Raw genomic sequence first — 22,581 nt, forward strand, 5'->3', positions numbered from 1 at the left:
GCTCTTCTTCAGATTATAATGTATATGCATTATTAAGGAGGCAGAATGCCAGCATATGTACACGTCAATCTACGCGTCATTGACTCCGACAAGCAGGCGGCGCTCGCTCCACGCTTTCAGGCGGCGCTAAAAGAGGCCGGCGGGCAGATTCTGCATTTCGGTCCTGTTGCGCAGATTCTGGAGGGGGATGAGGCGCCGCTGCCGATGGCCGGCGTGTTCGAGTTTCCTACTCTTGCCCAAGCGCTTGCCTTCTACAATTCCGAGAGGTATGCACCGATCAAGGCCGAACGTCAGGAGGCCCAGCAAGCGCGGATGTTCGTAGTCGAAACCGTGTGAAGCGTACGTCCTGACCTGCATCGTCACATATATCTTCGATGCCTGCGCCCAAAACGTCCGTTCTTACTGTTCGAGTCCAAAGCGCTTTAACAGCAGATCGATAACGCTGCGTAACTTCGCCGTAGGCCGCGTATCCTGCGCGTAAATCAGATACATCGGCGTGGGTTTGTATGACCAGGCCGGCAATACCGGCAGCAAACGGCCTGCTGCGATGTCGTCAGCCAGCAGCGCTTCAGGTTGCAGCACAATGCCGGCGCCATGCAAGGCGGCGTTGCGTAGGGCGCTGCCTTGGTTTGAACTGAAGCGACCTTTTACCGCCACATCACACAATTGACCGTCAGGTCCAACCAAATGCCAGCGATCATGGTGGCGCCAGTACGACAAGCCCAGGCAACTGTGCGCCTCAAGTTGTTCCGGGTGTTCCGGCTGGCCATGCTGGGCAAGGTAGCCTGGCGCCGCGGCCAGTATCCGGCGATAGGGACGTAGCGGTCGCGCCACCAGCCCGACCGTGTCAATGTGGCCGATATGGAGGCCTAGCTCGTAGCCGTCGTTAATCAGGTCGGCTACGCGGTTGTCCAGTGTCAGTTCTACGTTAACTTCAGGATGGGCGGCCAAGTAGTCGGCCAATACGGGAGTTAGGCTCTGGCTGCCAAAGCTCACCGGCGCCACCAACCTGATCAGTCCGCGTGGGCTGGTCTGCAGTTCCGAGGCGCTGGCTTCGGCCAGATCCACTTCAGAAAGTACGCGTTTGCAACGCTCGTAATACAGCCTGCCCACTTCGGTTAACTGTTGTCGGCGCGTGGTGCGGTGGAGCAAACGTGCGCCGATCCGTTGTTCGATAGTCCGAATGTGTTTTGCAACCATGGTGGGAGAAACCCCGCTGGCTGAGGCCGCAGCAGTGAAGCTGCCGATTTCCACCACGCGCACAAACATTGCCATGCCAGCCAGCTTGTCCATGATTAAGAACCTGTTGGTTTTGAATGGATGAAATTATTGCATATTTATCTGCAGTCAGAACTGAGTGACACTGAAGTTACTGACATCCCATCCGGGGTGTCGCTTACCGAGGAATTGTCATGCCTATCTTACGTTTGGAAATGCACCCCGGCCGCACGTCGGAGCAAAAGCGCGCTTTCGTTCGCGAAGTGACCCGGGTTGTGGTTGAAACCCTGGTTTGTCCGCCGGAAAGCGTGGATATTGTGATCACTGAGGTGTCACGCGAAGATTGGGCAAAGGCGGGAAAGCTGGTCGCGGATAAGTAAAACAGTAGGCCTGGCCCCAGCTGGAACCGTCTGTACGCGTAGCGTTGGGGCCACATCAATCTATCTTTCAATACCGGTACGCCGCTCAATTCCGCAATAGCGCCTGCGGTTTCATTTGCCGTGGCAAATATCCCACTTTGTTTGGTAAGAGCCTCGTCTGCGGTGGCATTTCACGCATTGACGCGACTTTCTCTTATGCAAAATCATTCTATGCACATGCTAAAAAGTTCGTTCTCTTTATAACAAACCGGTGAGATTATCATCTCTCTTTAGCCGTATTTGTAATAAGAGGATCACGCATGACAGCAGCAGTGCTTCCAGTTAACGCCGCCAAGATCAAGCCCGCCAGCCCGTTCAGGGTGATGCCGGGTTTCCGGCTGTCGCTCGGGTTTACCCTGTTCTATCTGGCGCTGATCGTCCTGATTCCGTTGTCGGCGGTGTTCCTGAAAACCTTCACGATGACTTGGGGTGATTTTGTTGCTGCTGTGACATCGCCACGAGTGATGGCCTCGTATCGCCTGACTTTCGGCACTTCTTTATTGGCAGCATTGCTGAATGCCGTATTCGGCGGCATCGTGGCGTGGGTTCTGGTGCGCTACACATTTCCCGGCAAGAAGCTGATCGACGCGCTGGTCGACCTGCCTTTTGCGTTGCCGACAGCGGTGGCCGGCATTGCGCTGACCGCCCTGTATTCCAGCAACGGCTGGATCGGCCAGTATCTGGAACCGCTCGGCGTCAAGGTTGCATTTACCCCGCTTGGCATATTGGTGGCGCTGACCTTCATCGGCTTGCCGTTCGTGGTGCGCACCGTACAGCCGGTGCTGGAAGATGCCGAGAAAGAATTGGAAGAAGCCGCCGCCAGCCTTGGCGCCAACCATTGGCAGACCTTTACCCGGGTGATTTTTCCGACAGTGTTCCCGGCCTTGCTGACCGGCTTTGCGCTGTCCTTCGCGCGCGCTACCGGTGAATACGGCTCGGTGATTTTCATCGCCGGCAACATGCCGATGGTGTCGGAAATCACGCCCTTGTTCATCATTACCAAGCTGGAGCAGTACGACTATGCTGGCGCCACCGCAATCGCGGTAGTGATGCTGGTGGTCTCGTTCCTGCTGCTGTTGAGCATCAACGTATTGCAAGCCTGGACCCGCAAGCGCGGCCAGTCGGAAAAAGTGTAGGAGTCGGACTTGAGCGCAACTGCCAGCAGTTTGAACCAGCAACCCGCCGCAGAACATGTAGCACACGCGGCGGCGCCATCGGCCCAGCCGCAATTCCGAGGTGAGCCGATCCACGTACCTAACGCGACGCTGGAACCGTTCTGGGTGCGTGCATTATTAATGACGATCGCCTTGGCGTTCCTTGCACTGTTTCTGGTGGTGCCGCTGCTGGCGGTGTTTGCCGAAGCCTTCAAGAAGGGGGGGGAAGCGTATCTGGCGGCCATCATCGAGCCGGATGCGATCAGCGCCATCAAGTTGACCTTATTGACGGCTGCGATTGCCGTGCCACTCAACCTGGTGTTCGGCATCGCAGCGTCGTGGACCATCGCCAAATTCGAATTCCGTGGCAAGAATGTGTTGTTGACGCTGATCGATTTGCCGTTCTCGGTTTCCCCTGTGATTTCCGGCCTGATCTATGTGCTGCTGTTCGGCGCCCAGGGCTGGCTCGGTCCGTGGCTGCGCGATCATGACATCAAGATCCTGTTTGCGGTGCCGGGTATCGTGCTGGCGACGATTTTTGTGACCTTTCCGTTTGTTGCCCGTGAGTTGATTCCGCTGATGCAGGCGCAAGGCAGCGAAGAAGAAGAGGCCGCGCTGGTGCTGGGCGCTTCCGGCTGGAAGACATTCCGTCACGTGACCCTGCCGAATATCAAATGGGGTTTGCTGTACGGCGTGATCCTGTGTAACGCGCGCGCCATGGGTGAGTTCGGTGCGGTGTCGGTGGTGTCTGGCCATATCCGCGGCGAGACCAACACCATCCCGTTGCAGGTGGAGATTTTGTACAACGAATACAACTTCCAGGCAGCGTTTGCGGTGGCTTCGCTGCTGGCATTCCTGGCGCTGCTGACCCTGGCGCTGAAATCGTTCATCGAATGGCGCTTGCGTGAAGTGGTGCAGCCATACGGCTATATAGAAATTAAGGCAGGACAATCATGAGCATCCAGGTAAATAACATCAACAAGCGTTTCGGCGAATTCGTCGCCTTGAACAATGTGTCGCTGAATTTCCCGACCGGCGAACTGACTGCGCTGCTCGGTCCGTCCGGCTGCGGTAAAACGACTTTGCTGCGGATCATCGCCGGGCTCGAAGCGCAGGACAGCGGCCAGGTGCTGCTGGAAGGCGAGGATGCGTCGTCGCGCCATGTGCGTGAACGCCAGGTCGGTTTCGTGTTCCAGCACTATGCGCTGTTCAAGCACATGACGGTATTCGAGAACATCGCTTTCGGCCTGCGCGTCAAGCCACGCGCACAGCGTCCTAGCGAAAGCGCGATCCGCGAAAAAGTCACCAATCTGCTGCAACTGGTCCAGCTCGACTGGCTGGCCGACCGCTATCCGCCGCAATTGTCCGGCGGCCAGCGCCAACGGATCGCCCTGGCGCGTGCGCTGGCGGTGGAGCCGCGCGTGCTGTTGCTGGATGAACCGTTCGGCGCGCTCGACGCCAAGGTGCGCAAGGAATTGCGACGCTGGCTGCGGCGCTTGCACGACGAGTTGCACGTCACCAGTATTTTTGTCACGCACGATCAGGAAGAAGCGCTCGAAGTGGCGGACCAGATCGTGCTGATGAACAAAGGCAATGTCGAACAGATCGGCGCGCCGCAGCAAGTCTATGAGAATCCGGCTTCGCCGTTTGTCTACGGCTTCCTCGGCAACGTCAATCTGTTCCACGGACGTGTCCATGAAGGCGTACTCGACAGCAGCGGCATGCGCTTCGCTGCGCCCAATTACGCTGAAGCGCGGGATGCCAAGGGTGTCGGCTATGTACGGCCGCACGATCTGGAGATTGATCGCTACACCGCTGGCGCCGAAGGGATCGTGGTGCAACTGCGGCGCTCCCATGCGATCGGTCCGCTGGCGCAGCTCGAACTGGAGCGCAGCGATGACAGCGAAGCAGCTTTGATTGAAGCCGTGATTTCCAGCGAACGCTTCAAGCAACTTGATTTGAAAGACGGCGAAACCCTGGTGGTGCGTCCGCGCCGCTTGCACGTGTTCGTTGATCAACACGCACAGTAAGGAGAGAAGGCATGAATTTCCAGCAATTACGCTCTATCCGCGAAGCGGCCCGTTGCGGTTTCAACTTGACTGAAGTGGCGAATGTGCTGTTTACATCGCAGCCCGGCGTCAGCCGTCAGATTCGCGAGTTGGAAGAAGAACTCGGGGTCGATATATTCATTCGTAACGGCAAGCGTCTGATCGGCCTGACCGATCCTGGCAAGGGAATTTTGCAGATCGTCGAAAGACTGTTGCAAGAAGCGGAAAACCTGCGCCAGGCCAGCCAGGAGTATTCCGGTGAAACCAGCGGCACGCTGACCGTAGCGGCCACCCACACCCAGGCGCGCTATGCACTGCCGCGCGTGGTGCAGGGCTTCCGCGCCAGCTTTCCGGATGTCCGCATAGCGTTGCAGCAAAGCTCGCCGGAACACATCGCCGATTGGGTGATCTCCGGCAAGGCTGATGTTGGTATCGCCACCGAAGGTCTGACGCAATTCAAGGAATTGATCTCATTCCCTTGTTACGAATGGAGCCACGTACTGGTGGTGCCGGAAGGCCATCCATTGCTGGAGATTACCGCGCCGCTGACATTGGCCGACCTGGCGGCCTATCCGTTGATTACCTATGACGTCGGCTTTACCGGCCGCGGCCATATCGACGATGCGTTCAGGACGGCGGGTATTACACCCGACATCGTACTGACTGCGATGGATTCCGATGTGATCCAACAATACGTCTCGCTCGGCCTGGGTGTTGGCCTGGTGGCGTCGATGGCTACCGAGCACACGCGTCAGAACGGCTTGCGTTCGATCGAGGTATCGCATCTGCTGGCATCCAACGTGACACGGTTGGCGATACGGCGCGGTGCCTATCTGCGTTCTTATACGTTTGATTTCATCCTGCAGTTTGCGCCGCAGTTGAAGCGTGAAGATATTATTGAAGCATTGCAGGCTGAACCACACAGCGTTGGCGGTAACGGTTCGCACAAAGGTGAATATGAACAGCGTATTCTGAAAATCGCCTGATTTCGAGGATGGGCTCTAACTAACCCGTGTTCTGGTCACGCTGCTGTCATATATCGGTATTACGATTTCCTATGTCTCCTCCGATCCTCTAGGGTTCGGATTTAGCCCGCTGCCGCAAGGCCAGCGGGCTTTTTCTTTGCGCGAAATCTGTTGCGCGGCACTTGAGCGGGCAGGTTCAGGTTTTCTGTCGCAGCGCCGCTGCGCATTCGCGCACCAAGGCCGGGCCGCGATAGATGAGGCCGCTGTAGAGCTGGATCAGCGATGCGCCTGCGGCGAATTTGGATTGGGCATCGGCGCCGCTAAAGATGCCGCCGACACCTATGATGGGAATCTCATTGCCCAGTTCGCCATGCAGCTGGCGCACCACGCTGGTGGACAACGCCAAGACCGGAGCGCCGGACAGGCCGCCGGTTTCATTCTCATGCTGCAGGCCACGCACGGCGTCGCGGCTAATGGTGGTGTTGGTGGCGATGACGCCGTCGATGCGATGGCGCAACAGCGCGTCGGCGATTGTCTTGACCTGCTCGGCATCGATATCGGGCGCGATCTTCAATGTGATCGGCACGTAACGCTTATGTTGATCGGCGAGTTTTTGCTGGGCTTGCTTGAGCTGCGACAGCAGTGCGTCGAGTTCGGATGCGCCTTGCAGTTGTCGCAGATTCTTGGTGTTCGGCGACGAGATATTGACGGTCACATAGCTGGCGTACGGATAGACTTTTTCCAGGCAGTGCAGATAGTCTTCGGCGGCGCGTTCGATCGGGGTGTCGGCGTTCTTGCCGATATTGAGGCCGAGCACGCCCTGCCGTTCCTGGAAGAAACGCGAGGCCTGGACGTTGGCGACAAAGGCGTCGACGCCGCCGTTGTTGAAACCCATGCGATTGATGATGGCGTTGGCGGCCGGCAGGCGGAACATGCGTGGCTTTGGGTTGCCCGGTTGCGCCCGCGGCGTCACGGTGCCGATTTCGATCGAACCGAAACCGAGCGCCGCCAAACCATCAATGTAGGCGCCATCCTTGTCCAGGCCGGCGGCCAGGCCGACCGGATTGGGAAAGGTAATGCCCATCACCGTGCGTGGATCGGCCGGAATTTGCCCGAGCAGCGAAGTGAGTCCCAGTGCTGCGGCGCGGCGCAATGCCGGCAGGGTCAGATTATGGGCGGTTTCCGGATCGAGCGAGAACAGGGCGGGACGGGCGAAGGCGTACAGGATTTTGGCTGGCACGATGGTTTGGCGGCTGGGTAAGGTAATGCAATCAAGGGAACAACGCTATCGCTGCTTGAAGGCTTGGCAACACACGGTGTGCGAGCCAGCAGCGGCCGGCTATTCTAACGCACTCCATTGCCCTTGACGAAGCGCTTCAAGCGGCCGGAAGTTGATTTTATATGCCATTTTCTGGCTCTCCTTGATCCAGTAGCCGAGATACACGTAAGGCATGCCGAGCTGTTTGGCCTGACCGATCTGCCACAGGATATTGTAGGTGCCGTAGGAAGCGCCGGGCACGTCCGGATCGTAGAACGTGTATACCGATGACAAACCGTCATTGAGGACGTCAATGATACTGACCATGCGCAACGTGCCGTCCTCGTCGCGGAATTCGACCAGGCGCGTGTTGACCTTGCTCTGCAGCAGGAATTGCGCGTACTGGTCGCGGCTGTCCTGGTCCATGCCGCCACCGCTGTGGCGCGCGGTCTGGTAGCGCAGGTACAAGTCATAATGCTCGTGCACATAGGCCAGGTTGGTGACCAGCGTAGTCAGGTTGCTGTGGCGATCCCAGGCTCGGCGCTGGCTGCGGTTCGGCTGGAATGAGGCAACCAGCGTGCGCACCGGGGTGCATGCCTGGCAGCCGTCGCAATACGGCCGGTAGGTGAAGATGCCGCTGCGTCGGAAGCCGTTCTTGACCAGTTCTGAGTAAACATCGGCATTAATCAGGTGCGACGGCGTCGCCACCTGCGAACGCGCTTGACGATGGTCCAGGTAGCTGCACGGGTAGGGCGCAGTGGCATAAAACTGGAGAGTCGAAAAAGGCAGGTCTTTTAAGTGCGTCATGTGCATTCCGGATATTTAAGTCCTGTCGATATAGCAATCGACTGCGTCAATCCGCCGCGCGCGGCACGAAATTGATGCGGGCAACTCACATCGAACCAGACATTGATAATTTACACCGGAAATCCGATTTGCATAAGGAGCAAAGGCGGATGTTTCTTCGTGTTTCGCGTATTGTTTCATTGGGCGCAAATTGGCTCGGCTACCAGCGCGTTGCGGTTAATCTGCAAACAGCGGCAACGGACGCCAGTTATGGATTTGCGGATGGTCGATAGCCTGTCGCAAATGCGTCAGGAATTCACTGCGCGGGATCGGCGCAGCGCCCAGCGAGGCCAGGTGTTGGGTTTGCTGCTGGCAATCGATCATGGCTACACCGTGCCGGCGCAGGAAGTGCACCAGGTAGGCCAGCGCGATCTTGGAGGCGTCGCTGACTCGGGTAAACATCGATTCCCCATAAAACATTTGGCCGATGCTCACGCCATAAGCGCCGCCGACCAGCTTGCCGTCCAGCCAGACTTCCGACGAATGGGCGTAACCCAGTCGGTGCAGTGCACGGTAGCCGACCACGATATCTTCCGAAATCCAGGTACCGCCTTCATCACCGCGCGGCGCGGCGCATTCACGCATCACCTGTTCGAAGGCGAAGTCGAAGCGGACTTGCCAGCGGCGGTCGCTGGACATGCTGCGGTGCACTTTGCGCAAGGTCTTGTGCAGGCTGGCCGATATGGCGAATTGGTCGGTCCGCAGCACCATGCGCGGGTCGGTGCTCCACCAGAGGATCGGCTGGTTCTCCGAGAACCAGGGGAAGATGCCGTGCCGATAGGCATCCAGCAGGCGGCGCGGCGACAGATCGGCGCCGGCCGCGAGCAATCCGGCTGCGCCGTCCTCTTCGGTCAACGCTTCGCTGACATCGGGAAACGGGCTGTTCAGTTCAAGCCATGGAATCATTGCGCGTCTCGCTGGAAGGCAAGTCGGGGACGGCGCTTATCTGGAGCGCATGGGTTTGAACACGTCGTGCGTATGCAGGCGGAATTGACTGCCTTCCTGCTTGACTCTCTTGATGTCGGCAAAGAACGCGCGCAAGGTGATGTCGACGGTGGGAAAGGCTATTTCATCCCACGGGATTTCCGCTTCGCTGAACAGGCCGACTTCCAGGCTTTCGACGCCAGCCGCGTATTCGATGTCCTGCAAGGTGGCGCGATAGAACAAATGCACCTGATGCACGTGCGGCACGTTCAGCAGCGAAAACAATTCATGCAGTTCGATCCGCGCGCCGGCTTCTTCCAGCGTTTCGCGGCGTGCAGCGTCGCCGGTGGTTTCATCGTTTTCCATGAAGCCGGCCGGCAATGTCCAGTAGCCGTACTGTGGTTCAATTGCACGTTTGCACAGCAATACGCGCAATTCGCCGTCGTTTTCCCACACCGGGATCGAGCCGATCACCATCTTCGGATTCTGGTAATGAATGGCGCCGCAGTTGCTGCAGACATAGCGCATGCGATTGTCATCCGGCGGAATTTGCAGGGAGACGGGATGCGCGCATTCGGAACAAAATTTCATAGACACCGATAAGTAGTTGGAACAACCAGGAACCGGGTTCCTCGTCGCGTTGAATGGGAATATTGCTGACTATCCGATAGCAATCTTTTGGCAGTGTATCACTGCGTAATCTTAATGCCATCGCAGGGAATTGTTGCATTGCGTTGCAATACCGGATATACTTTCATTCTTCAGACGCGGGGTGGAGCAGTCTGGCAGCTCGTCGGGCTCATAACCCGAAGGTCGTAGGTTCAAATCCTGCCCCGCAACCAGATATAGTAAGAAATGTTTTGAAGAATCGTTTTCAAGAATGTTTCTTGCGAAAAAAGCCTTAAGTGTGCAAATCACTTAAGGCTTTTGTTTTCAGACAGGCGCGGGGTGGAGCAGTCTGGCAGCTCGTCGGGCTCATAACCCGAAGGTCGTAGGTTCAAATCCTGCCCCCGCAACCAATAGCGCAAGAGAATATTCTTGCCAGCAAAAGCCCCAAGCGCGAAACGCTTGGGGCTTTTTCTTTTCCGGCGCGATGTTGAGTTGCGTCTTGCCTTTGCCAACTGTGATATGCGCCGGGCGGAGTTCTGGGGCGTTCCAGGCATGCTGGGCCAGCTTGCGTACAGCCAGTCACTTTGTTACCTCCCTCCCAAAAAAACTGCAATTAATTCCTTGCGCCGCGTTGCCGCGACGCACCAATCTGGTCCATTGTCGGCCATTGATTCCGGATATATCTTGTTGTCTTTTCGATTTGGCTTGTTGTGTGTGCCGAACGATTTTTCCCTTCGGCGGATATCAAATCCCGCCTCTTCCTGTCGCCATTGGCAATGTTTACTGCGGTTTTTCGCGAGACTCTCATCACCGTTTTGGTGCCTTGCTTGCACCAAAGTGGTATTACTAAAAAACTACCAATTTGAACTGGACTGTATCGATTTCTGATGTCATTAAATAATGCTGCGTCGCAACTTAAATCATTCAATGCAGTGATGTCGATTAATGTAAATCTGCGTTGAAAAAAATCCTGAAAAAAATCGTGAGAAAAGGATAAGTGACCAACCGTGATTGGAAAATTTATATTTTTGTGGGTTTTTAGGCAGTTTTTTGGACGCCCATAAAAATGCCATTTTCATAGAGGAAATGCGGTGTAAATGGGCCCTTGCAGAGAGCGGTCGAATGGCGACTTGGTAAGTTTCGGGAAGTTCCGTCGAAAATTCGTGTGAATGTCAAATTTGATGAAAATCGATGGTCGAACTAGGCCCGAATCAAAAAAAAGCGACCAGTCCAGTCGACTAAACAACAGTCGTGTAGTTTCGAAAATAATCAATTAAAACAATAGTATATATAGATATATGAATTGTGAAATTTGATACCAATAATTTTTTTAGTAATACCACTTGAATGCCTATTGACAGCCACTTTTTCGATCCCTAGAGTGTCCCCAGCGCAACGTTTCCAAATGGAATATTTGGGCTTGGGCGCTTGGTGGTTGCGGAGGGTTGCTGTGGTGTGCGGGGCAGGAACGCACATTGTTTTTCCGGTTGATCTTTGGAGAGAGGTCGGCTGATAGCGCTTTTATCCGCTGCGACATGCCGGGTGGCGTCTTGTTGGGTTGGTCTTGTTGTATTGGCGACTGTATCGAAAAAAGGTTCTCCCTTTGCGGAGCTTGAAACCGCAGCGTGGAGAAGTAAATGAAAAAATGGCCCGCTTTGGATGTTGAGGCCGCAATCGATGGGGAGAACGGTAAGTGAATAGAAATTTGACACCAATAGCGTCTGCAGTCGCACTGCTGATCATGGCGACTACCATGAATGCACATGCGCAGCAGGCAGATGACGCAACTAAGCCGGTTCAATTGGCGCAGGCAGCCGCACCAACTGAACCAGTCGCAGCAACCAAGGCAAGCGACGGCAAGGCTGCGCCGCTTGAACAGATCACCGTTAGCGGCATTCGCGGTGCGTTGCAAAAATCCCTGACTCAAAAGCGTAATGCCGATTCGCACGTGGAGGTCATTACTGCCGAAGATATCGGCAAGATGCCGGACAAGAACGTTGCCGATTCGCTGTCGCGTGTTCCTGGCGTCACCATTGGTAATGCTGGCGCGACTGAAGGCGGTTTCGACGAAGCTGATCGCGTGAGCATGCGCGGCACCAGCCCAAGCCTGACCCAGACATTGATCAACGGCCATGGCGTTGCTTCCGGCGACTGGTTCGTGCTGGACCAGTCCGGCACGGTCGGCCGTAGTGTCAGCTATACGATGCTGCCATCCGAACTGGTCGGCTCGGTAGTTGTCCACAAGAGCTCCGAGGCCAGCCTGGTAGAGGGCGGCGTCGCCGGCTCGGTCGACATCATTACCCGCAAACCGCTGGAGTTCAAGAAACAATTTACAGCGGAAGCCACTCTCGGCGCGGTGTATGCCGATCTGCCGGGCAAGACCGATCCGCAAATGAGCGCTCTGGTGAACTGGAAAAACGATGCCAACACCTTCGGTATCCTGGTGCAGGCATTCTCGGAAGAACGTCATCTGGAACGCCAGGGGCAGGAAATCCTCGGTTACACTCAGATCGCTCCGGGCAGCAAAATCGCCAATGCACATCCCGACCTGGCTGGCGTGTATGCACCTAACCTGATCAACTCCGCCTTGTTTGAGCAGCAGCGCAAACGTACTGGCGGCCTGATTGATGCGCAGTTCAAGGTCAGCAACGATTTCTCGTTCGACATCAATGGCTTCACTTCAGAAATGAAGGCAGCCAACTACAACCGCAGTTATGAATTCTGGGGCGCGCAAGTCATCAACGCTGGCGCCGGTCAATCGCCGAATCCTGGTTACACGGTGAAAAACAATACGCTGACATCGGCAACCTTTTCTCCTGTAGCTGGCACTAACTATGGCGTCTACGACCAGATTTCACGCCCTGACGAAAGTGCAAGTTCAAACTTCGTCGAACTGGGCACCAAGTGGCGTGCATCCGATGCCCTGACTTTCACCACGAAACTGGGAACGTCGTCGGGCGAAGGCAAAACGCCGACGCAGAATGTCGCGGAATGGAATGTCGGCGTTGGCGCTGGCGCCGGTTATCAATTGAACGGTATCGGCACTGCCGCCAATTGGAATCTGGGCGCTACCAACAACAGCAGCCCAAATACCGGCACGACTGCTTTTGGCTGGATCTTTGGCGACCAGAACATCGACGTCAAGGATAAGGAAAACTGGGCTCAGATCGACGGTGAGTACTCTGCCGGTCTGGGTGCTTTGTCGACGATTCAATTCGGCTTGCGTTATAACGATCACAAGCGCAGTTCCGATGGCGTGATCGGCCAGGGGCCGCTGAATGCCGGTAATCCGTCGGCGCCGAATTCGGCTGCCAATCCAGCCAATTTCCCGCAAGGCTATCAAAATTTCCCATCCAATTTCGGCAGTGGCCTGGGCAGCGGTTTCCCTACGAATGTCTGGTACTACACACCAGGCCAGCTGGCAGCTTTCAATGCCTTCACCAACCGCGATCCAGTGACACGTGAGGACTGGAATTCGGAGTTCTCGGTCAAGGAAAAAAATACGGCCGGTTACCTGCAAGGCAATTTCGAGGGTGATCACTGGAGCGGTAATGTCGGTGTGCGCGTGGTCCAGACCAAGGAAAATGTCATTTCCAACGTCGCTGCGCCAGCAACTGCACCGGGAGCAATCACCACATCGGCTTTTGGTCCTTACGTCAAGCAGTACGACAACAATACCTATGTCGACGTGCTGCCTAGCCTGAACTTGAAGGTTGACCTGAGCAAAGACGTGGTTGCCCGTTTTGCAGCGTCCCAGACCATGACCCGTCCCGATTACTCTGCATTGGCAGGCCAGGTGACGTTGTCGCCGCCGGCCCAATTCGGTGCAGTGGGTTCGGGCAGCGGCGGTAATCCTAACCTGAAGCCTATTACGTCGAACAACTTCGATGCGTCGCTGGAATGGTATTTCGCTCCGCGTTCGCTGGTGTCGGCGAGTGTCTTCAATATGGATCTGACCAGTTACGTCGGCCTGGGCAGCGTCACTAGAAGCTATGTCACCAGCACACCAGATCATCCAGCGAATTACATGGCTGATTACGTGCTGACAGTGCCGGTCAACACAAGCGGTACAGTGAACGGCATCGAGCTGGCTTATGAAATGCCGTTGGGTAAAAACTTCGGTTTTGCCACCAACGCGACTTTCATCAACGCTTATGACGCTAACAACGGTCCGCTGGTCGGCGCCTCGAAACGCACCGCCAACCTGACTGCTTACTTTGAAAACGAACGTTTCAATGCGCGCATATCCTACAACTACCGTAGTGCCTTCTACAGTGGCTTGGATCGCAGCACGGCGTTCTATCAAGCCGGCGTCGGCACCTTGGCAATGTCGCTGGGCTACAAGTACAGCGAACAGCTGGCCTTCACGCTGGATGCACAGAACCTGAACAATCCGACCTTGAAGTACTACGCACTGAACGAAGATCAGCCGCGTGCGTTCTACAAGAACGGCCGGCAGTTCTATCTGAATGCACATCTGAAGTTCTAGTTGCTGGGGTCCGTCATGCCGCCGCCAAACGCGGCATGACGGCTGCAGTGTGAGGTGAAGTGAGAGTTGACGTTGACTTGCCGCGAGAGTGCAGCTGACCGGTTCATGCTGTTCCGTCTGGACTCTCCGGTTTTTTTACTGCCGGGATGAACCGGCAGCATGCAAGCGTTAGCCTGTCAGCAACATATCAGGACGCCGACGAACTGTATGTCGAAGTCCTCGCCGGGATTGCCAATAGCTGCTAATCGCCAGGCAAAAAACAGGAGTCGTTGAATGGATTTCACGCAGGATGGAAGAATCCCTCCAATAATGCAGTAGGTATCGGTGCCGTGATATTGCTGCATGTCCTCATCATATATGCGCTTCTTACCGGGTTGGCCCGTAAAGTTGTGGAAGTGATCCAGCAGCCGGTCGAAACCAAGATCATCGAAGAGATCAAACCGCCACCTCCGCCGCCGCCAGACAAACCGGTACCGCCGCCGCCAAAAACGGTTGCGCCACCACCGCCGTTCGTGCCTCCACCAGAGGTAAAAGTCACGCCGCCGCCGCAGGATAATGCGATTGCAGCAGTCACCAATGTCAAACCACCGAGCAATGAGCTGCCGACATCGGTCGCGCAGCCGTCGACGACTGGTCAGGCCGGACCGGCGCATACCAGCGCAAAGGTTGCCGGCAATTGCGAGAAGCCGGAGTATCCAAGGAGTTCTTTGCGTAACGAGGAGGAGGGTAGCGTCACAGTCAAGTTGACTATCGGCGTCGATGGCAATGTCATCGATTCCGCAGTCGAGAAGAGCAGTGGTTTCAAGGACCTTGACCGAGCCACATTGAAGGCCTGGAGCCTGTGCCATTTCACGCCTGCCATGGCCGATGGACAAGCTGTGCAATCTTCGACAAGAATGCAGTACGTCTGGAAACTCGATTGACTCAGATGCAGTACGAGTCGTTCACCACGCTGCCGATGTGGCAATCTCATTTATAAATTTGGAGTATTAGTATGTCTATCACTCGTAATCGCTTATCCGCTCTGGCTGCCGCCCTGATGATCTCCGCTGTGACGATCTCTCCGCTGGCCGCAATCGCCCAAACACCAGCGGCAGCATCTGCTACCGCTTCGGCTCCGGCTGCTGCCGATGCGCCTAAAGCTGCTGATGCAGCAGCGGCATCGCTGGCTGACACGCCAACTCCTCCGCCGCCACCTGCCGACCACGAAACCGTGAACAATCCATACGGCCTGGACGCGCTGTGGAAAGGCGGTGACTTCGTCGCCCGTGGCACTCTGATCATCCTGGTCCTGATGTCGATGGGCAGCTGGTACATCATCATCACCAAGCTCATCGAGCAAGTGAAACTGATGGGTCAAGCTAAAAACGCCAAGCAAACATTCTGGAAAGCTGCAACGGTTGAAGCGGGTATCGCCGGCCTGAAACCAAACAGCGCTTACCGCTTCATCGCCCAAAACGGTGCGACCTCGACTGAGCACCACGATGGTGCACTGCTGGAACAGATCGACCTGAACACCTGGGTCACCATGTCGATCCAGCGTTCGGTAGAAAAAGTGCAAAGCCGCCTGCAAGACGGCCTGGCATTCCTGGCGACGGTCGGTTCGACGGCACCGTTCGTCGGTCTGTTCGGTACGGTCTGGGGTATTTACCATGCGCTGACAGCAATCGGTATCGCCGGTCAGGCATCGATCGACAAGGTTGCCGGTCCAGTGGGTGAAGCGCTGATCATGACTGCAATCGGTCTGGCAGTGGCTGTTCCTGCGGTTCTGGGTTACAACTGGCTGGTTCGCCGCAACAAGAGCGCGATGGAAGAAATCCGTTCGTTCAGCGCCGACCTGCACTCGGTCCTGCTGAGCGGCGTGATGTCGTCGAGCCAGGCTGGTCAAGTGGCTAACATCAAGAAGAAGGTTGGCTAATCATGGCGATGTCACTCGGCTCTCCCGATGGGGATGAAGACGAAGTGATCGGTACGATCAACACGACGCCGCTGGTGGACGTCATGTTGGTGTTGCTGATCATCTTCCTGATCACGATTCCGGTGGTGACGCATACGATTCCAGTGAAGTTGCCGAACGAGTTCGACGAACCTTACAAGACCAAGCCAGAGAACATCAACCTGGCGGTGAATAAGCAAGGGGACATGTTCTGGAACGAGCAGCTGGTGCCGAATACGACGACCCTGTTGGCGAAGCTGAAGGAAGTGGCGGTCATCGTGCCACAACCGGAGCTGCATATCCGCGGCGACCAGCAGACCAAGTATGAGTATATCGGCAAGGTGATCCTGACTGCGCAGCGGGCAGGGATTGCCAAGATCGGCTTCATCACGGAACCGCCTGCAAGAAACTGACACACAGTGCCGCCACGCCGTCTAGGCGGTCTCGTCTAGGCGGCCCCGTCATTCCCGCGAACGCGGGAATCCATGTTGCGACATGGTATAAAAACATGGATCCCCGCGTTCGCGGGGATGACGCTGGTGGCGTATGAAAGGTCTGAAGAGGAGTAGTTTATGGGTATGAATGTAGGTTCATCAGGCGGCAACGCCAACGATCCGGAACCGATGATGGAAATGAATATGACGCCGTTGATCGACGTCATGCTGGTGCTGATCATCATGCTGATCATCACGATTCCGATCCAGAATCACGCGATCAAGCTGAACATGCCGACGGGTAATCCGCCACCGCCATTGGCGTTGCCGGTGGTCGACACGGTGGACATCGATCCGGCTGGCACAGTGATGTGGAACGGTACGCCGATGGCGAATCGTGCGGAACTGGAAAGCCGTTTGAAGGCCGTGGTTGCGGGTGGCAATATCGATGAAGTGCACCTGCGTCCGAACAAATTGGTGGAGTACAAGTCGGTCGCTGCCGTGATGGCATCGGCGCAGCGCTTGGGCGTCACTAAGATCGGTATCGTCGGTAACGAGCAGTTCATGGAAAACTGACTGATTGATCCGATAGATCGCTTTCCTTGTAATGGACACCCCTGAGTCGTACGCTGGGGCAGCGCAATGCTCTATGCTGTAACGGGTATTGACTCTGTTACATAAATAATTGTAATACCACTTAAAGACCGATTGACAGCCGCTCCCCGGCCTCATAAAGTAAATCCACCGCGTTTGTCATTAGTAGAATGGTGCCGGCGGCAGCCTAAATCAACGGAACATGAGCTCAATAGCATGATTGAATATCTGATCGGTGTCGATGGCGGTGGAACCGGCACGCGGGTGCGCATAGCGCGTAACGACAATGTCGGAACAGTGCTTGCGCTGGGCAGCAGCGGCCCCTCCGGATTGATGCACGGCGCCGAACAAGCCTGGTCGGCGATCATGCAGGCGCTCAATAGCGCCTTCGGTGCAGCAGGCGTGATGCGGCCGGCGCTGGAAAGAATGGCCATCGGACTCGGTCTGGCAGGCGTCAACAACAGGCAGTGGCCGCTGAATTCACCGCAAAGAATCCGGGCTTTGGCGACGCCGTGGTCGAGACCGATGCGTTTACCACTTTGGTTGGCGCGCATCAAGGCCGTCCCGGCGTCATCATCGCGATCGGTACCGGCAGCGTCGGAGAAGTGTTGACGGCGGATGGCCGGCGGCGCGAAGTCGGCGGCTGGGTTTTCCTGCCAGCGATGAGGCGGGCGGCGCCTGGCTCGGTATGCGCGCGATTACGCATGCCCAGCAAGTGCTGGACGGGCGCGCGCCGGGTAGCGATTTTGCGCGGGCCATCATGCATTTTTGCGGGGCGAATTGCGGTGGGCTTTTCGACAGCCATCGCGACAGTATGTTCGCCTGGTTGTCCACTGCCAGCCAGACCAGTTATGCGCAACTGGCGCCACTGGTGATCGCGCATGCCGAGAGCGATCCGACGGCGCGCCGCATGATGCGCGAGGCCGGCCAGGAAGTGGCCAGGATCGCCGCCGCGCTGGACCCATCCGGACAGCTTCCAATTGCCCTGTGCGGCGGGATTGCCGCACATTTATACGCGTACCTGCCTGAACCGTTGTCGACGCTTGTCATCAAGCCGCATGCTGATGCGGCAGCTGGCGCCCTGCGGCTGATCGATCAAAAAATAAAAGGGAAGCAAACATGCTAGTCCAGATAGAAAGCCTGAAACCGGATGGCGCCAGCGATACGCCGCTATACCTGCAACTGGTCAATAAACTTTCCGAGCAGATAAACAGTGGTGTCTGGCAGCCGGACGAAGCGCTGCCATCCGAACGCATCCTGGCCGATACGCTGGAGATATCGCGGGTGACAGCACGCAAGGCGATCGACGTGTTGTGCGAACGTGGCATGCTGATCCGCAAGCGCGGCTCCGGCACCTACATCACGCCCAAGCTGGAGCAGCCGCTATCGCGCCTGACCAATTTCAGCGAAGAACTGCGGCAACGCGGTTTCCGTCCAGGATCGCAATGGCTGTTGCGTGAAACCGGCATTGCGGTCGCCGAAGAAATCCTGGCGCTGGGACTCTCTCCCAATACCGTGGTGTCGCGCTTGAAACGCTTGCGTACAGCGGATGACGTGGTGATGGCCATCGAGACCACCACCATTCCGGCACATTACCTGCCCGATCCCAAAGCTGTCACCGATTCGTTGTACGTCCATCTGGAAACGCTTGGCGTGGCACCGGTGCGCGCGCTGCAGCATATTCGCGCTATCAACGCCACGGCCGACCAGGCCAAGCTGGCCGATATTAAAACCGGTGCTGCCATGCTGCACATCACGCGCGTCGGCTATATCGAGAACGGCACTGCAATTGAGCTGTCGCATTCGTATTGCCGCAGCGATTATTACGACTTTGTCGCGGAGTTGCGTCGATGACCGGCGGTGACCAAGCGAACAATCATCCAGCGCAACAAACCGGGGGAAAACTGCAGGGCAACGTGTTGACACCGCAAGGCTGGGTCCGCGGTGCGCTGATGTTCGAGCGGCACATCACTGCGATTGACGGTGTGACGGCCGATCCCGTCGACAACCAAGATGTCTACATCCTGCCTGGATTTATCGACCTGCATGTACACGGCGGCGGCAAGGACATCATGGACGCCGGCGACGCCGTCCACGTGATTGCCGCGATCCACGCCCGGCATGGGACCACCAGTATGCTGGCGACCACCATGACTTCCCCGCTGAGCGACCTGGAGCAGGCGCTGGAGGCCTGCGGCGATGCCTGCCGCAATCGTCGCCCTGGCGCGGCGCGGGTGCTGGGTGTGCATCTGGAGGGCCGTACATCAATCCCGGAAAACTCGGCGCGCAGCCGGATTTTGTACAGGAAGCAACGCTGGTTGAAGTGGCCAGGCTGAGTGCGATGGCGCCATTGAAATTGATCACCGTGGCGCCGGAAATTGCCGGCCATCTGGAAGTGGTGCGCACCTTGAGCGAATCGGGCATGCGGGTCCAGATCGGCCATACGTTGGGCACTTATGAAGACGGCGTGCAAGCACTGCAGCACGGAGCAAGCGGATTTACCCATCTGTTCAACGCCATGACCGGACTGCAATCGCGCGCGCCCGGCATGGTAGGGGCTGCGCTGGCGCATGCGCGTTATTCTGAACTGATTCCGGATCTGCTACATGTGCATCCCGGCGCCATCAAGGCAGCCCTGCGCGCAATCCCGCGCTTGTACTGCGTGACCGACTCAACCGCCGCCACCGGCATGCCGGACGGCGAATACATGCTGGGCCGCCAGCGGGTGCACAAATGCATGGGCGGCGTGCGCCTGGGCGATGGCACCCTTGCCGGCAGCACACTGACCATGGACCAAGCGCTGCGCAACCTGGTCGGACTGGGGCTGGACCTTGCCGATGCCTCGCAGCGGGTTTCGACTTACGCCGCCGATCACCTTGGACTTGAGGATCGTGGCCGCCTGGCGACAGGATGTTGCGCCGATCTGGTTGTGCTCGATCGGCAATTGAATTTAATCGCGGTTTATGTAGAGGGAGAGCAGATTGATCTCACAGCAGTTTAGTTCGACGATGTTACAAGAAGCCTGTTCTGCCGGTACCCATGTGGCGCAGCAGTTGGCGCGCGATGAGGAGCGCTATGCGGCATTGGCGGCGCGCCTGCGCTTTGCCCAGCCGGCGACCGTGCTGACCGTCGCCCGCGGCAGTTCCGACCATGCCGCCGCCTATTGCGCCTATCTGATCATGGCGCGCCTCGGTCGCGTGGTGGCGTCGCTGCCGATGTCGCTGGTGACGCTGTACAAATCGCCATTGCTGGCCCGCGACGCACTGGCTATCGCGATTTCGCAGTCCGGGCAAAGTCCGGATGTGATTGAGCCGATCCGCTATTTCCGCGAAGGCGGCGGCACGACGGTGGCGCTGGTCAACGATGCCGCTTCGCCGCTGGCCGCAAGTGCCGAGTTCGCGCTGCCGCTGCACGCCGGTCCGGAACTGAGCGTGGCTGCCACCAAGAGTTTCATCACCAGTCTGGTGGCAGCAGCACGCCTGGTTGCACACTGGCAGGGCGATGCCGCCTTCCTGGCGCAGATCGCCGAGTTGCCGGCGGCGCTGGAGCAGGCGGCACAGGCCGATTGGTCAGCGGCTATCGACGTGCTGGCGCCGGCTGAACGCATCATGGTCGTCGGTCGCGGCACCAGCTTCCCGGTAGCACTGGAAGCGGCGCTCAAGTTCAAGGAAACCTCGGTACTGCAAGCCGAGGCATTCAGCGGCGCTGAAATCAAGCACGGCCCGATGGCATTGATCAGCGAAGGCTATCCGTTGCTGATTTCGCTACCCGGGGACCGACGCAGGACGGTCTGGTCAAGCTCGCCGAAGAAATGCGCGGCCGCGGCGCGCGCGTACTGTTGGCGGCGCCGGCCGATGTCAGCGAACGCGATCTGACTTTGCCGCTTGGTCCGACGCCCGACCTCGATCCGATCACCGCGATCCAGGCGTTCTATGTGATGGCTGCCAATTTGTCGATCGCACGCGTCTTGATCCGGACCGGCCGCGTCATCTGAGCAAAGTGACCAAGACCAATTAATCCAATTAATCGACAAGCAGCCGGACCGATGGAGCAGAGCAGCATGGCAAGACCGACAGCAAGACTTACCGCAATCTCAGCATGGCGCGCCAGATCGCCGGGCAGCTGATCATGATCCGCATGCCTGGTACGGTGCTGGATGACGACACCGCCAAGTTCCTGCGCGACAATCACATCCGCGCAGTCTGCCTGTTCCGTCAAAATATGGTGAATGCCGAGCAATTGAGCAAACTGACTGCCGACCTGCGCGCCGTCATGGGGCCAAAGGCCCTGATCGGTATCGACCAAGAGGGTGGTGCCGTGGTGCGCGCCACTTGGCTGCCGTCGCCGCCCGCAGCGATGGCGCTCGGCGCCGCCGATGACCTGGCGTTGGCGCAAGCGGTTGGTGCGGCCGTGGCGCGCGCATCAAGTCGCTCGGCTTCAATTGGAATTTTGCACCGGTGCTGGACCTGAACAATAACCCCGCCAATCCGGTGATCGGTGAGCGTTCCTTCGGTTCCGATCCGAAACGCGCCACCGAACTGGCACTGGCCTGGATGGAAGGCAGCCTGGCCGAAGGTGTGGCTTGCTGCGTCAAGCATTTTCCTGGCCACGGCGATACCCATGTCGATTCACATCGCGACCTGCTACCGTCGACAAACCACGCTATGCGCTCGATGCATTGGAGCTGGCGCCGTTCAAGGCGGCGCGGCGCGCACCGGCGATGATGAGCGCGCATATTGTCTATCCGGCGCTGGATGCGGAACATCCGGCCACCTTGTCACGCAAGATACTGACCGATCTGTTACGTACCGAATGGGTTATCGCGGCGTCATCATCACCGACGGCATGGACATGCACGCAATTGCCGGTCGCTATGGCGTCGGCAATGCCGCCGTGCAGGCGCTGGCAGCCGGCGCCGACATGGTGATGGCGCTGGGGAATCGCACTACCCAGGAAGAAACACTGACGCGTTGTCCACCGCGCTGGCTTCGGCTTTCGACGATGACGAACTGGCTGCCGCCGGCATTGAAACCAGGCTGGATCGCCTGGACGGCCTGGCCGCAAAATATCCATGCGCACCCGGCCCTTATCTGACGCACGCCGCTGATCGCAGCCTGATGCTGGACGGCTGGCGCTGTGGCCTGACAACCGCCGGCAATCCACAGCCATTGGCAGATGGCGCCAAGGTGCGATTACTTGCCTGTGCCGACGCTGCCGGCGACGGTGTTGCCGAAGCCGGTTTGTCGGCCGCGGCGATCGCTGCGTTGCTGGCGCGTCGCTACGATGTCGACCTGGTGACTTTCGATGACGCCGAAAATGTTGATTGGGATGCGCTACCAGATGACGGCCGGATCGTGATCCTGGCTTCGACCACACGCCTGCGTTACGGCCGAAGGCAAGCCGCAACCTGCGTCCGGATCTGCATCTGGCGTTATGGAATCCGTTCCAGACGCTTGATATCGATGCGCCGGCCTTGATTTCGTATGGCTTTGCGCCGGAAGCGCTGGAGGCGGTCGCCGATTGGCTGGCTGGGCGCATCACGGCTAGCGGCAAGCTGCCGGTCGCCATTCTTGAACCGGCATTGACCTGAGACAGTCCCGGCTTGTCGTATAACAAAAATTCTACCAACGGTGACCGCTGACATGCGTATTGACGACAAACCTGAACACCATCCCGCGCTTTGGGTG

General features: G+C 57.5%; 21 protein-coding genes, 2 tRNA genes and 3 pseudogenes. 21 read left to right on the plus strand and 5 right to left on the minus strand.

The genetic code is table 11. The features are described 5' to 3' along the window. Nucleotides 1-45: 45 nt before the first annotated feature. The gene (locus CAter10_RS06455) at nucleotides 46-336 is read left to right on the plus strand and encodes a DUF1330 domain-containing protein (protein WP_061532772.1); all 291 of its coding nucleotides are present in this window, start codon (nucleotides 46-48) and stop codon (nucleotides 334-336) included. Between the two features lie 63 nt (nucleotides 337-399). On the opposite strand, the gene CAter10_RS06460 is transcribed toward CAter10_RS06455, so the two are convergent. Further along, nucleotides 400-1,293: a LysR family transcriptional regulator gene (locus CAter10_RS06460; RefSeq protein WP_061532773.1), complete on the minus strand. Its 894-nt coding sequence runs from the start codon at nucleotides 1,291-1,293 to the stop codon at nucleotides 400-402. Between the two features lie 119 nt (nucleotides 1,294-1,412). Here CAter10_RS06460 and CAter10_RS06465 point away from each other — a divergent pair, with 119 nt between their 5' ends. From CAter10_RS06465 to CAter10_RS06485, 5 genes are all read left to right on the plus strand, one after another. Beyond that, the gene (locus CAter10_RS06465) at nucleotides 1,413-1,598 is read left to right on the plus strand and encodes a 4-oxalocrotonate tautomerase (RefSeq protein ID WP_061532774.1); all 186 of its coding nucleotides are present in this window, start codon (nucleotides 1,413-1,415) and stop codon (nucleotides 1,596-1,598) included. 299 nt (nucleotides 1,599-1,897) lie between these two features. Then, complete coding sequence (gene cysT / locus CAter10_RS06470) at nucleotides 1,898-2,773, plus strand: sulfate ABC transporter permease subunit CysT (RefSeq protein WP_061532775.1); 876 nt, start codon at nucleotides 1,898-1,900, stop codon at nucleotides 2,771-2,773. Between the two features lie 108 nt (nucleotides 2,774-2,881). Beyond that, nucleotides 2,882-3,748, plus strand: coding sequence for a sulfate ABC transporter permease subunit CysW (cysW, locus tag CAter10_RS06475; protein ID WP_061535196.1), 867 nt, complete (start codon nucleotides 2,882-2,884; stop codon nucleotides 3,746-3,748). Further along, complete coding sequence (locus tag CAter10_RS06480) at nucleotides 3,745-4,821, plus strand: sulfate/molybdate ABC transporter ATP-binding protein (RefSeq protein ID WP_061532776.1); 1,077 nt, start codon at nucleotides 3,745-3,747, stop codon at nucleotides 4,819-4,821. The genes cysW and CAter10_RS06480 overlap by 4 nt, the downstream gene beginning before the upstream one ends. 11 nt (nucleotides 4,822-4,832) lie before the next feature. Next, nucleotides 4,833-5,825 (plus strand): CysB family HTH-type transcriptional regulator, encoded by a 993-nt coding sequence (locus tag CAter10_RS06485; protein ID WP_061532777.1) that lies wholly within the window; start codon nucleotides 4,833-4,835, stop codon nucleotides 5,823-5,825. 175 nt (nucleotides 5,826-6,000) lie between these two features. Here the strand turns inward: CAter10_RS06485 and CAter10_RS06490 are convergent, their stop codons facing one another. From CAter10_RS06490 to CAter10_RS06505, 4 genes are all read right to left on the minus strand, one after another. Continuing rightward, nucleotides 6,001-7,044, minus strand: coding sequence for a quinone-dependent dihydroorotate dehydrogenase (locus CAter10_RS06490; RefSeq protein ID WP_061532778.1), 1,044 nt, complete (start codon nucleotides 7,042-7,044; stop codon nucleotides 6,001-6,003). A 99-nt stretch (nucleotides 7,045-7,143) separates the two neighbouring features. Continuing rightward, a complete protein-coding gene (locus tag CAter10_RS06495; protein WP_061532779.1) occupies nucleotides 7,144-7,869 on the minus strand; it encodes an arginyltransferase in 726 nt (241 codons plus the stop codon). A gap of 216 nt (nucleotides 7,870-8,085) precedes the next feature. Next, entirely contained in the window at nucleotides 8,086-8,814 is a 729-nt protein-coding gene (gene aat, locus CAter10_RS06500) for a leucyl/phenylalanyl-tRNA--protein transferase (RefSeq protein ID WP_061532780.1), read from the minus strand. 36 nt (nucleotides 8,815-8,850) lie between these two features. Then, nucleotides 8,851-9,423 (minus strand): NUDIX hydrolase, encoded by a 573-nt coding sequence (locus CAter10_RS06505; RefSeq protein WP_061532781.1) that lies wholly within the window; start codon nucleotides 9,421-9,423, stop codon nucleotides 8,851-8,853. A 175-nt stretch (nucleotides 9,424-9,598) separates the two neighbouring features. On the opposite strand from CAter10_RS06505, the gene CAter10_RS06510 reads away from it, so the two are divergent. The 15 genes and pseudogenes from CAter10_RS06510 to CAter10_RS24155 all read left to right on the plus strand — a co-directional run bounded on the left by CAter10_RS06510 (nucleotide 9,599) and on the right by CAter10_RS24155 (nucleotide 22,371). Then, a tRNA-Met gene (locus CAter10_RS06510) sits at nucleotides 9,599-9,674 on the plus strand. Between the two features lie 100 nt (nucleotides 9,675-9,774). After that, nucleotides 9,775-9,851: transfer RNA gene (locus CAter10_RS06515), tRNA-Met, on the plus strand. A 19-nt stretch (nucleotides 9,852-9,870) separates the two neighbouring features. Then, a complete protein-coding gene (locus CAter10_RS22315) occupies nucleotides 9,871-10,329 on the plus strand; it encodes a hypothetical protein (protein ID WP_128082999.1) in 459 nt (152 codons plus the stop codon). An 805-nt stretch (nucleotides 10,330-11,134) separates the two neighbouring features. Beyond that, nucleotides 11,135-13,930: a TonB-dependent receptor gene (locus CAter10_RS06520; protein WP_061532782.1), complete on the plus strand. Its 2,796-nt coding sequence runs from the start codon at nucleotides 11,135-11,137 to the stop codon at nucleotides 13,928-13,930. Nucleotides 13,931-14,199: 269 nt separating this feature from the next. After that, a complete protein-coding gene (locus tag CAter10_RS06525) occupies nucleotides 14,200-14,853 on the plus strand; it encodes an energy transducer TonB (RefSeq protein WP_061532783.1) in 654 nt (217 codons plus the stop codon). A 71-nt stretch (nucleotides 14,854-14,924) separates the two neighbouring features. Beyond that, nucleotides 14,925-15,848, plus strand: coding sequence for a MotA/TolQ/ExbB proton channel family protein (locus CAter10_RS06530; protein WP_061532666.1), 924 nt, complete (start codon nucleotides 14,925-14,927; stop codon nucleotides 15,846-15,848). A 2-nt stretch (nucleotides 15,849-15,850) separates the two neighbouring features. Beyond that, the gene (locus tag CAter10_RS06535) at nucleotides 15,851-16,279 is read left to right on the plus strand and encodes an ExbD/TolR family protein (RefSeq protein ID WP_061532667.1); all 429 of its coding nucleotides are present in this window, start codon (nucleotides 15,851-15,853) and stop codon (nucleotides 16,277-16,279) included. A 159-nt stretch (nucleotides 16,280-16,438) separates the two neighbouring features. Continuing rightward, on the plus strand, nucleotides 16,439-16,876 hold the full coding sequence (locus CAter10_RS06540; protein ID WP_128083000.1) for an ExbD/TolR family protein: 438 nt from the start codon (nucleotides 16,439-16,441) through the stop codon (nucleotides 16,874-16,876). A 234-nt stretch (nucleotides 16,877-17,110) separates the two neighbouring features. Further along, the gene (locus tag CAter10_RS24140; RefSeq protein ID WP_335340192.1) at nucleotides 17,111-17,506 is read left to right on the plus strand and encodes a hypothetical protein; all 396 of its coding nucleotides are present in this window, start codon (nucleotides 17,111-17,113) and stop codon (nucleotides 17,504-17,506) included. Nucleotides 17,507-17,582: 76 nt separating this feature from the next. Beyond that, nucleotides 17,583-18,020: a glucosamine kinase nucleotide-binding domain-containing protein gene (locus CAter10_RS24145; protein WP_335340193.1), complete on the plus strand. Its 438-nt coding sequence runs from the start codon at nucleotides 17,583-17,585 to the stop codon at nucleotides 18,018-18,020. Continuing rightward, nucleotides 18,014-18,748: a GntR family transcriptional regulator gene (locus CAter10_RS06550; RefSeq protein ID WP_061532785.1), complete on the plus strand. Its 735-nt coding sequence runs from the start codon at nucleotides 18,014-18,016 to the stop codon at nucleotides 18,746-18,748. The genes CAter10_RS24145 and CAter10_RS06550 overlap by 7 nt, the downstream gene beginning before the upstream one ends. After that, nucleotides 18,745-19,895, plus strand: a pseudogene (nagA, locus tag CAter10_RS06555) (N-acetylglucosamine-6-phosphate deacetylase). Before CAter10_RS06550 ends, nagA begins: the two are co-directional and overlap by 4 nt. A 7-nt stretch (nucleotides 19,896-19,902) precedes the next feature. Beyond that, a pseudogene (locus tag CAter10_RS06560) lies at nucleotides 19,903-20,911 on the plus strand (SIS domain-containing protein). A gap of 120 nt (nucleotides 20,912-21,031) precedes the next feature. Continuing rightward, a pseudogene (locus tag CAter10_RS24150) lies at nucleotides 21,032-21,790 on the plus strand (glycoside hydrolase family 3 N-terminal domain-containing protein); the annotation flags it as partial. Between the two features lie 74 nt (nucleotides 21,791-21,864). After that, nucleotides 21,865-22,371 carry a hypothetical protein gene (locus tag CAter10_RS24155; RefSeq protein WP_335340194.1) on the plus strand — a complete coding sequence of 169 codons (507 nt, stop codon included), beginning with the start codon at nucleotides 21,865-21,867 and terminating at the stop codon, nucleotides 22,369-22,371. Nucleotides 22,372-22,581 lie beyond the last annotated feature (210 nt).

Origin of the sequence: Collimonas arenae, from assembly GCF_001584165.1 — a bacterium.
Classification (GTDB): Bacteria; Pseudomonadota; Gammaproteobacteria; order Burkholderiales; family Burkholderiaceae_D; genus Collimonas; species Collimonas arenae.

Coding starts and splice junctions, on each gene's coding strand:
- CAter10_RS06535 (WP_061532667.1), top strand. CDS start 15,851: ATGGCGATGTCACTCGGCTCTCCCGATGGGGATGAAGACGAAGTGATC.
- cysT (WP_061532775.1), top strand. CDS start 1,898: ATGACAGCAGCAGTGCTTCCAGTTAACGCCGCCAAGATCAAGCCCGCC.
- CAter10_RS06455 (WP_061532772.1), top strand. CDS start 46: ATGCCAGCATATGTACACGTCAATCTACGCGTCATTGACTCCGACAAG.
- CAter10_RS06530 (WP_061532666.1), top strand. CDS start 14,925: ATGTCTATCACTCGTAATCGCTTATCCGCTCTGGCTGCCGCCCTGATG.
- CAter10_RS06550 (WP_061532785.1), top strand. CDS start 18,014: ATGCTAGTCCAGATAGAAAGCCTGAAACCGGATGGCGCCAGCGATACG.
- CAter10_RS06495 (WP_061532779.1), bottom strand. CDS start 7,869: ATGACGCACTTAAAAGACCTGCCTTTTTCGACTCTCCAGTTTTATGCC.
- CAter10_RS06460 (WP_061532773.1), bottom strand. CDS start 1,293: ATGGACAAGCTGGCTGGCATGGCAATGTTTGTGCGCGTGGTGGAAATC.
- CAter10_RS06485 (WP_061532777.1), top strand. CDS start 4,833: ATGAATTTCCAGCAATTACGCTCTATCCGCGAAGCGGCCCGTTGCGGT.
- CAter10_RS06540 (WP_128083000.1), top strand. CDS start 16,439: ATGGGTATGAATGTAGGTTCATCAGGCGGCAACGCCAACGATCCGGAA.
- CAter10_RS06465 (WP_061532774.1), top strand. CDS start 1,413: ATGCCTATCTTACGTTTGGAAATGCACCCCGGCCGCACGTCGGAGCAA.
- CAter10_RS24145 (WP_335340193.1), top strand. CDS start 17,583: ATGCGCGCGATTACGCATGCCCAGCAAGTGCTGGACGGGCGCGCGCCG.
- CAter10_RS06505 (WP_061532781.1), bottom strand. CDS start 9,423: ATGAAATTTTGTTCCGAATGCGCGCATCCCGTCTCCCTGCAAATTCCG.
- aat (WP_061532780.1), bottom strand. CDS start 8,814: ATGATTCCATGGCTTGAACTGAACAGCCCGTTTCCCGATGTCAGCGAA.
- CAter10_RS24140 (WP_335340192.1), top strand. CDS start 17,111: ATGATTGAATATCTGATCGGTGTCGATGGCGGTGGAACCGGCACGCGG.
- CAter10_RS06480 (WP_061532776.1), top strand. CDS start 3,745: ATGAGCATCCAGGTAAATAACATCAACAAGCGTTTCGGCGAATTCGTC.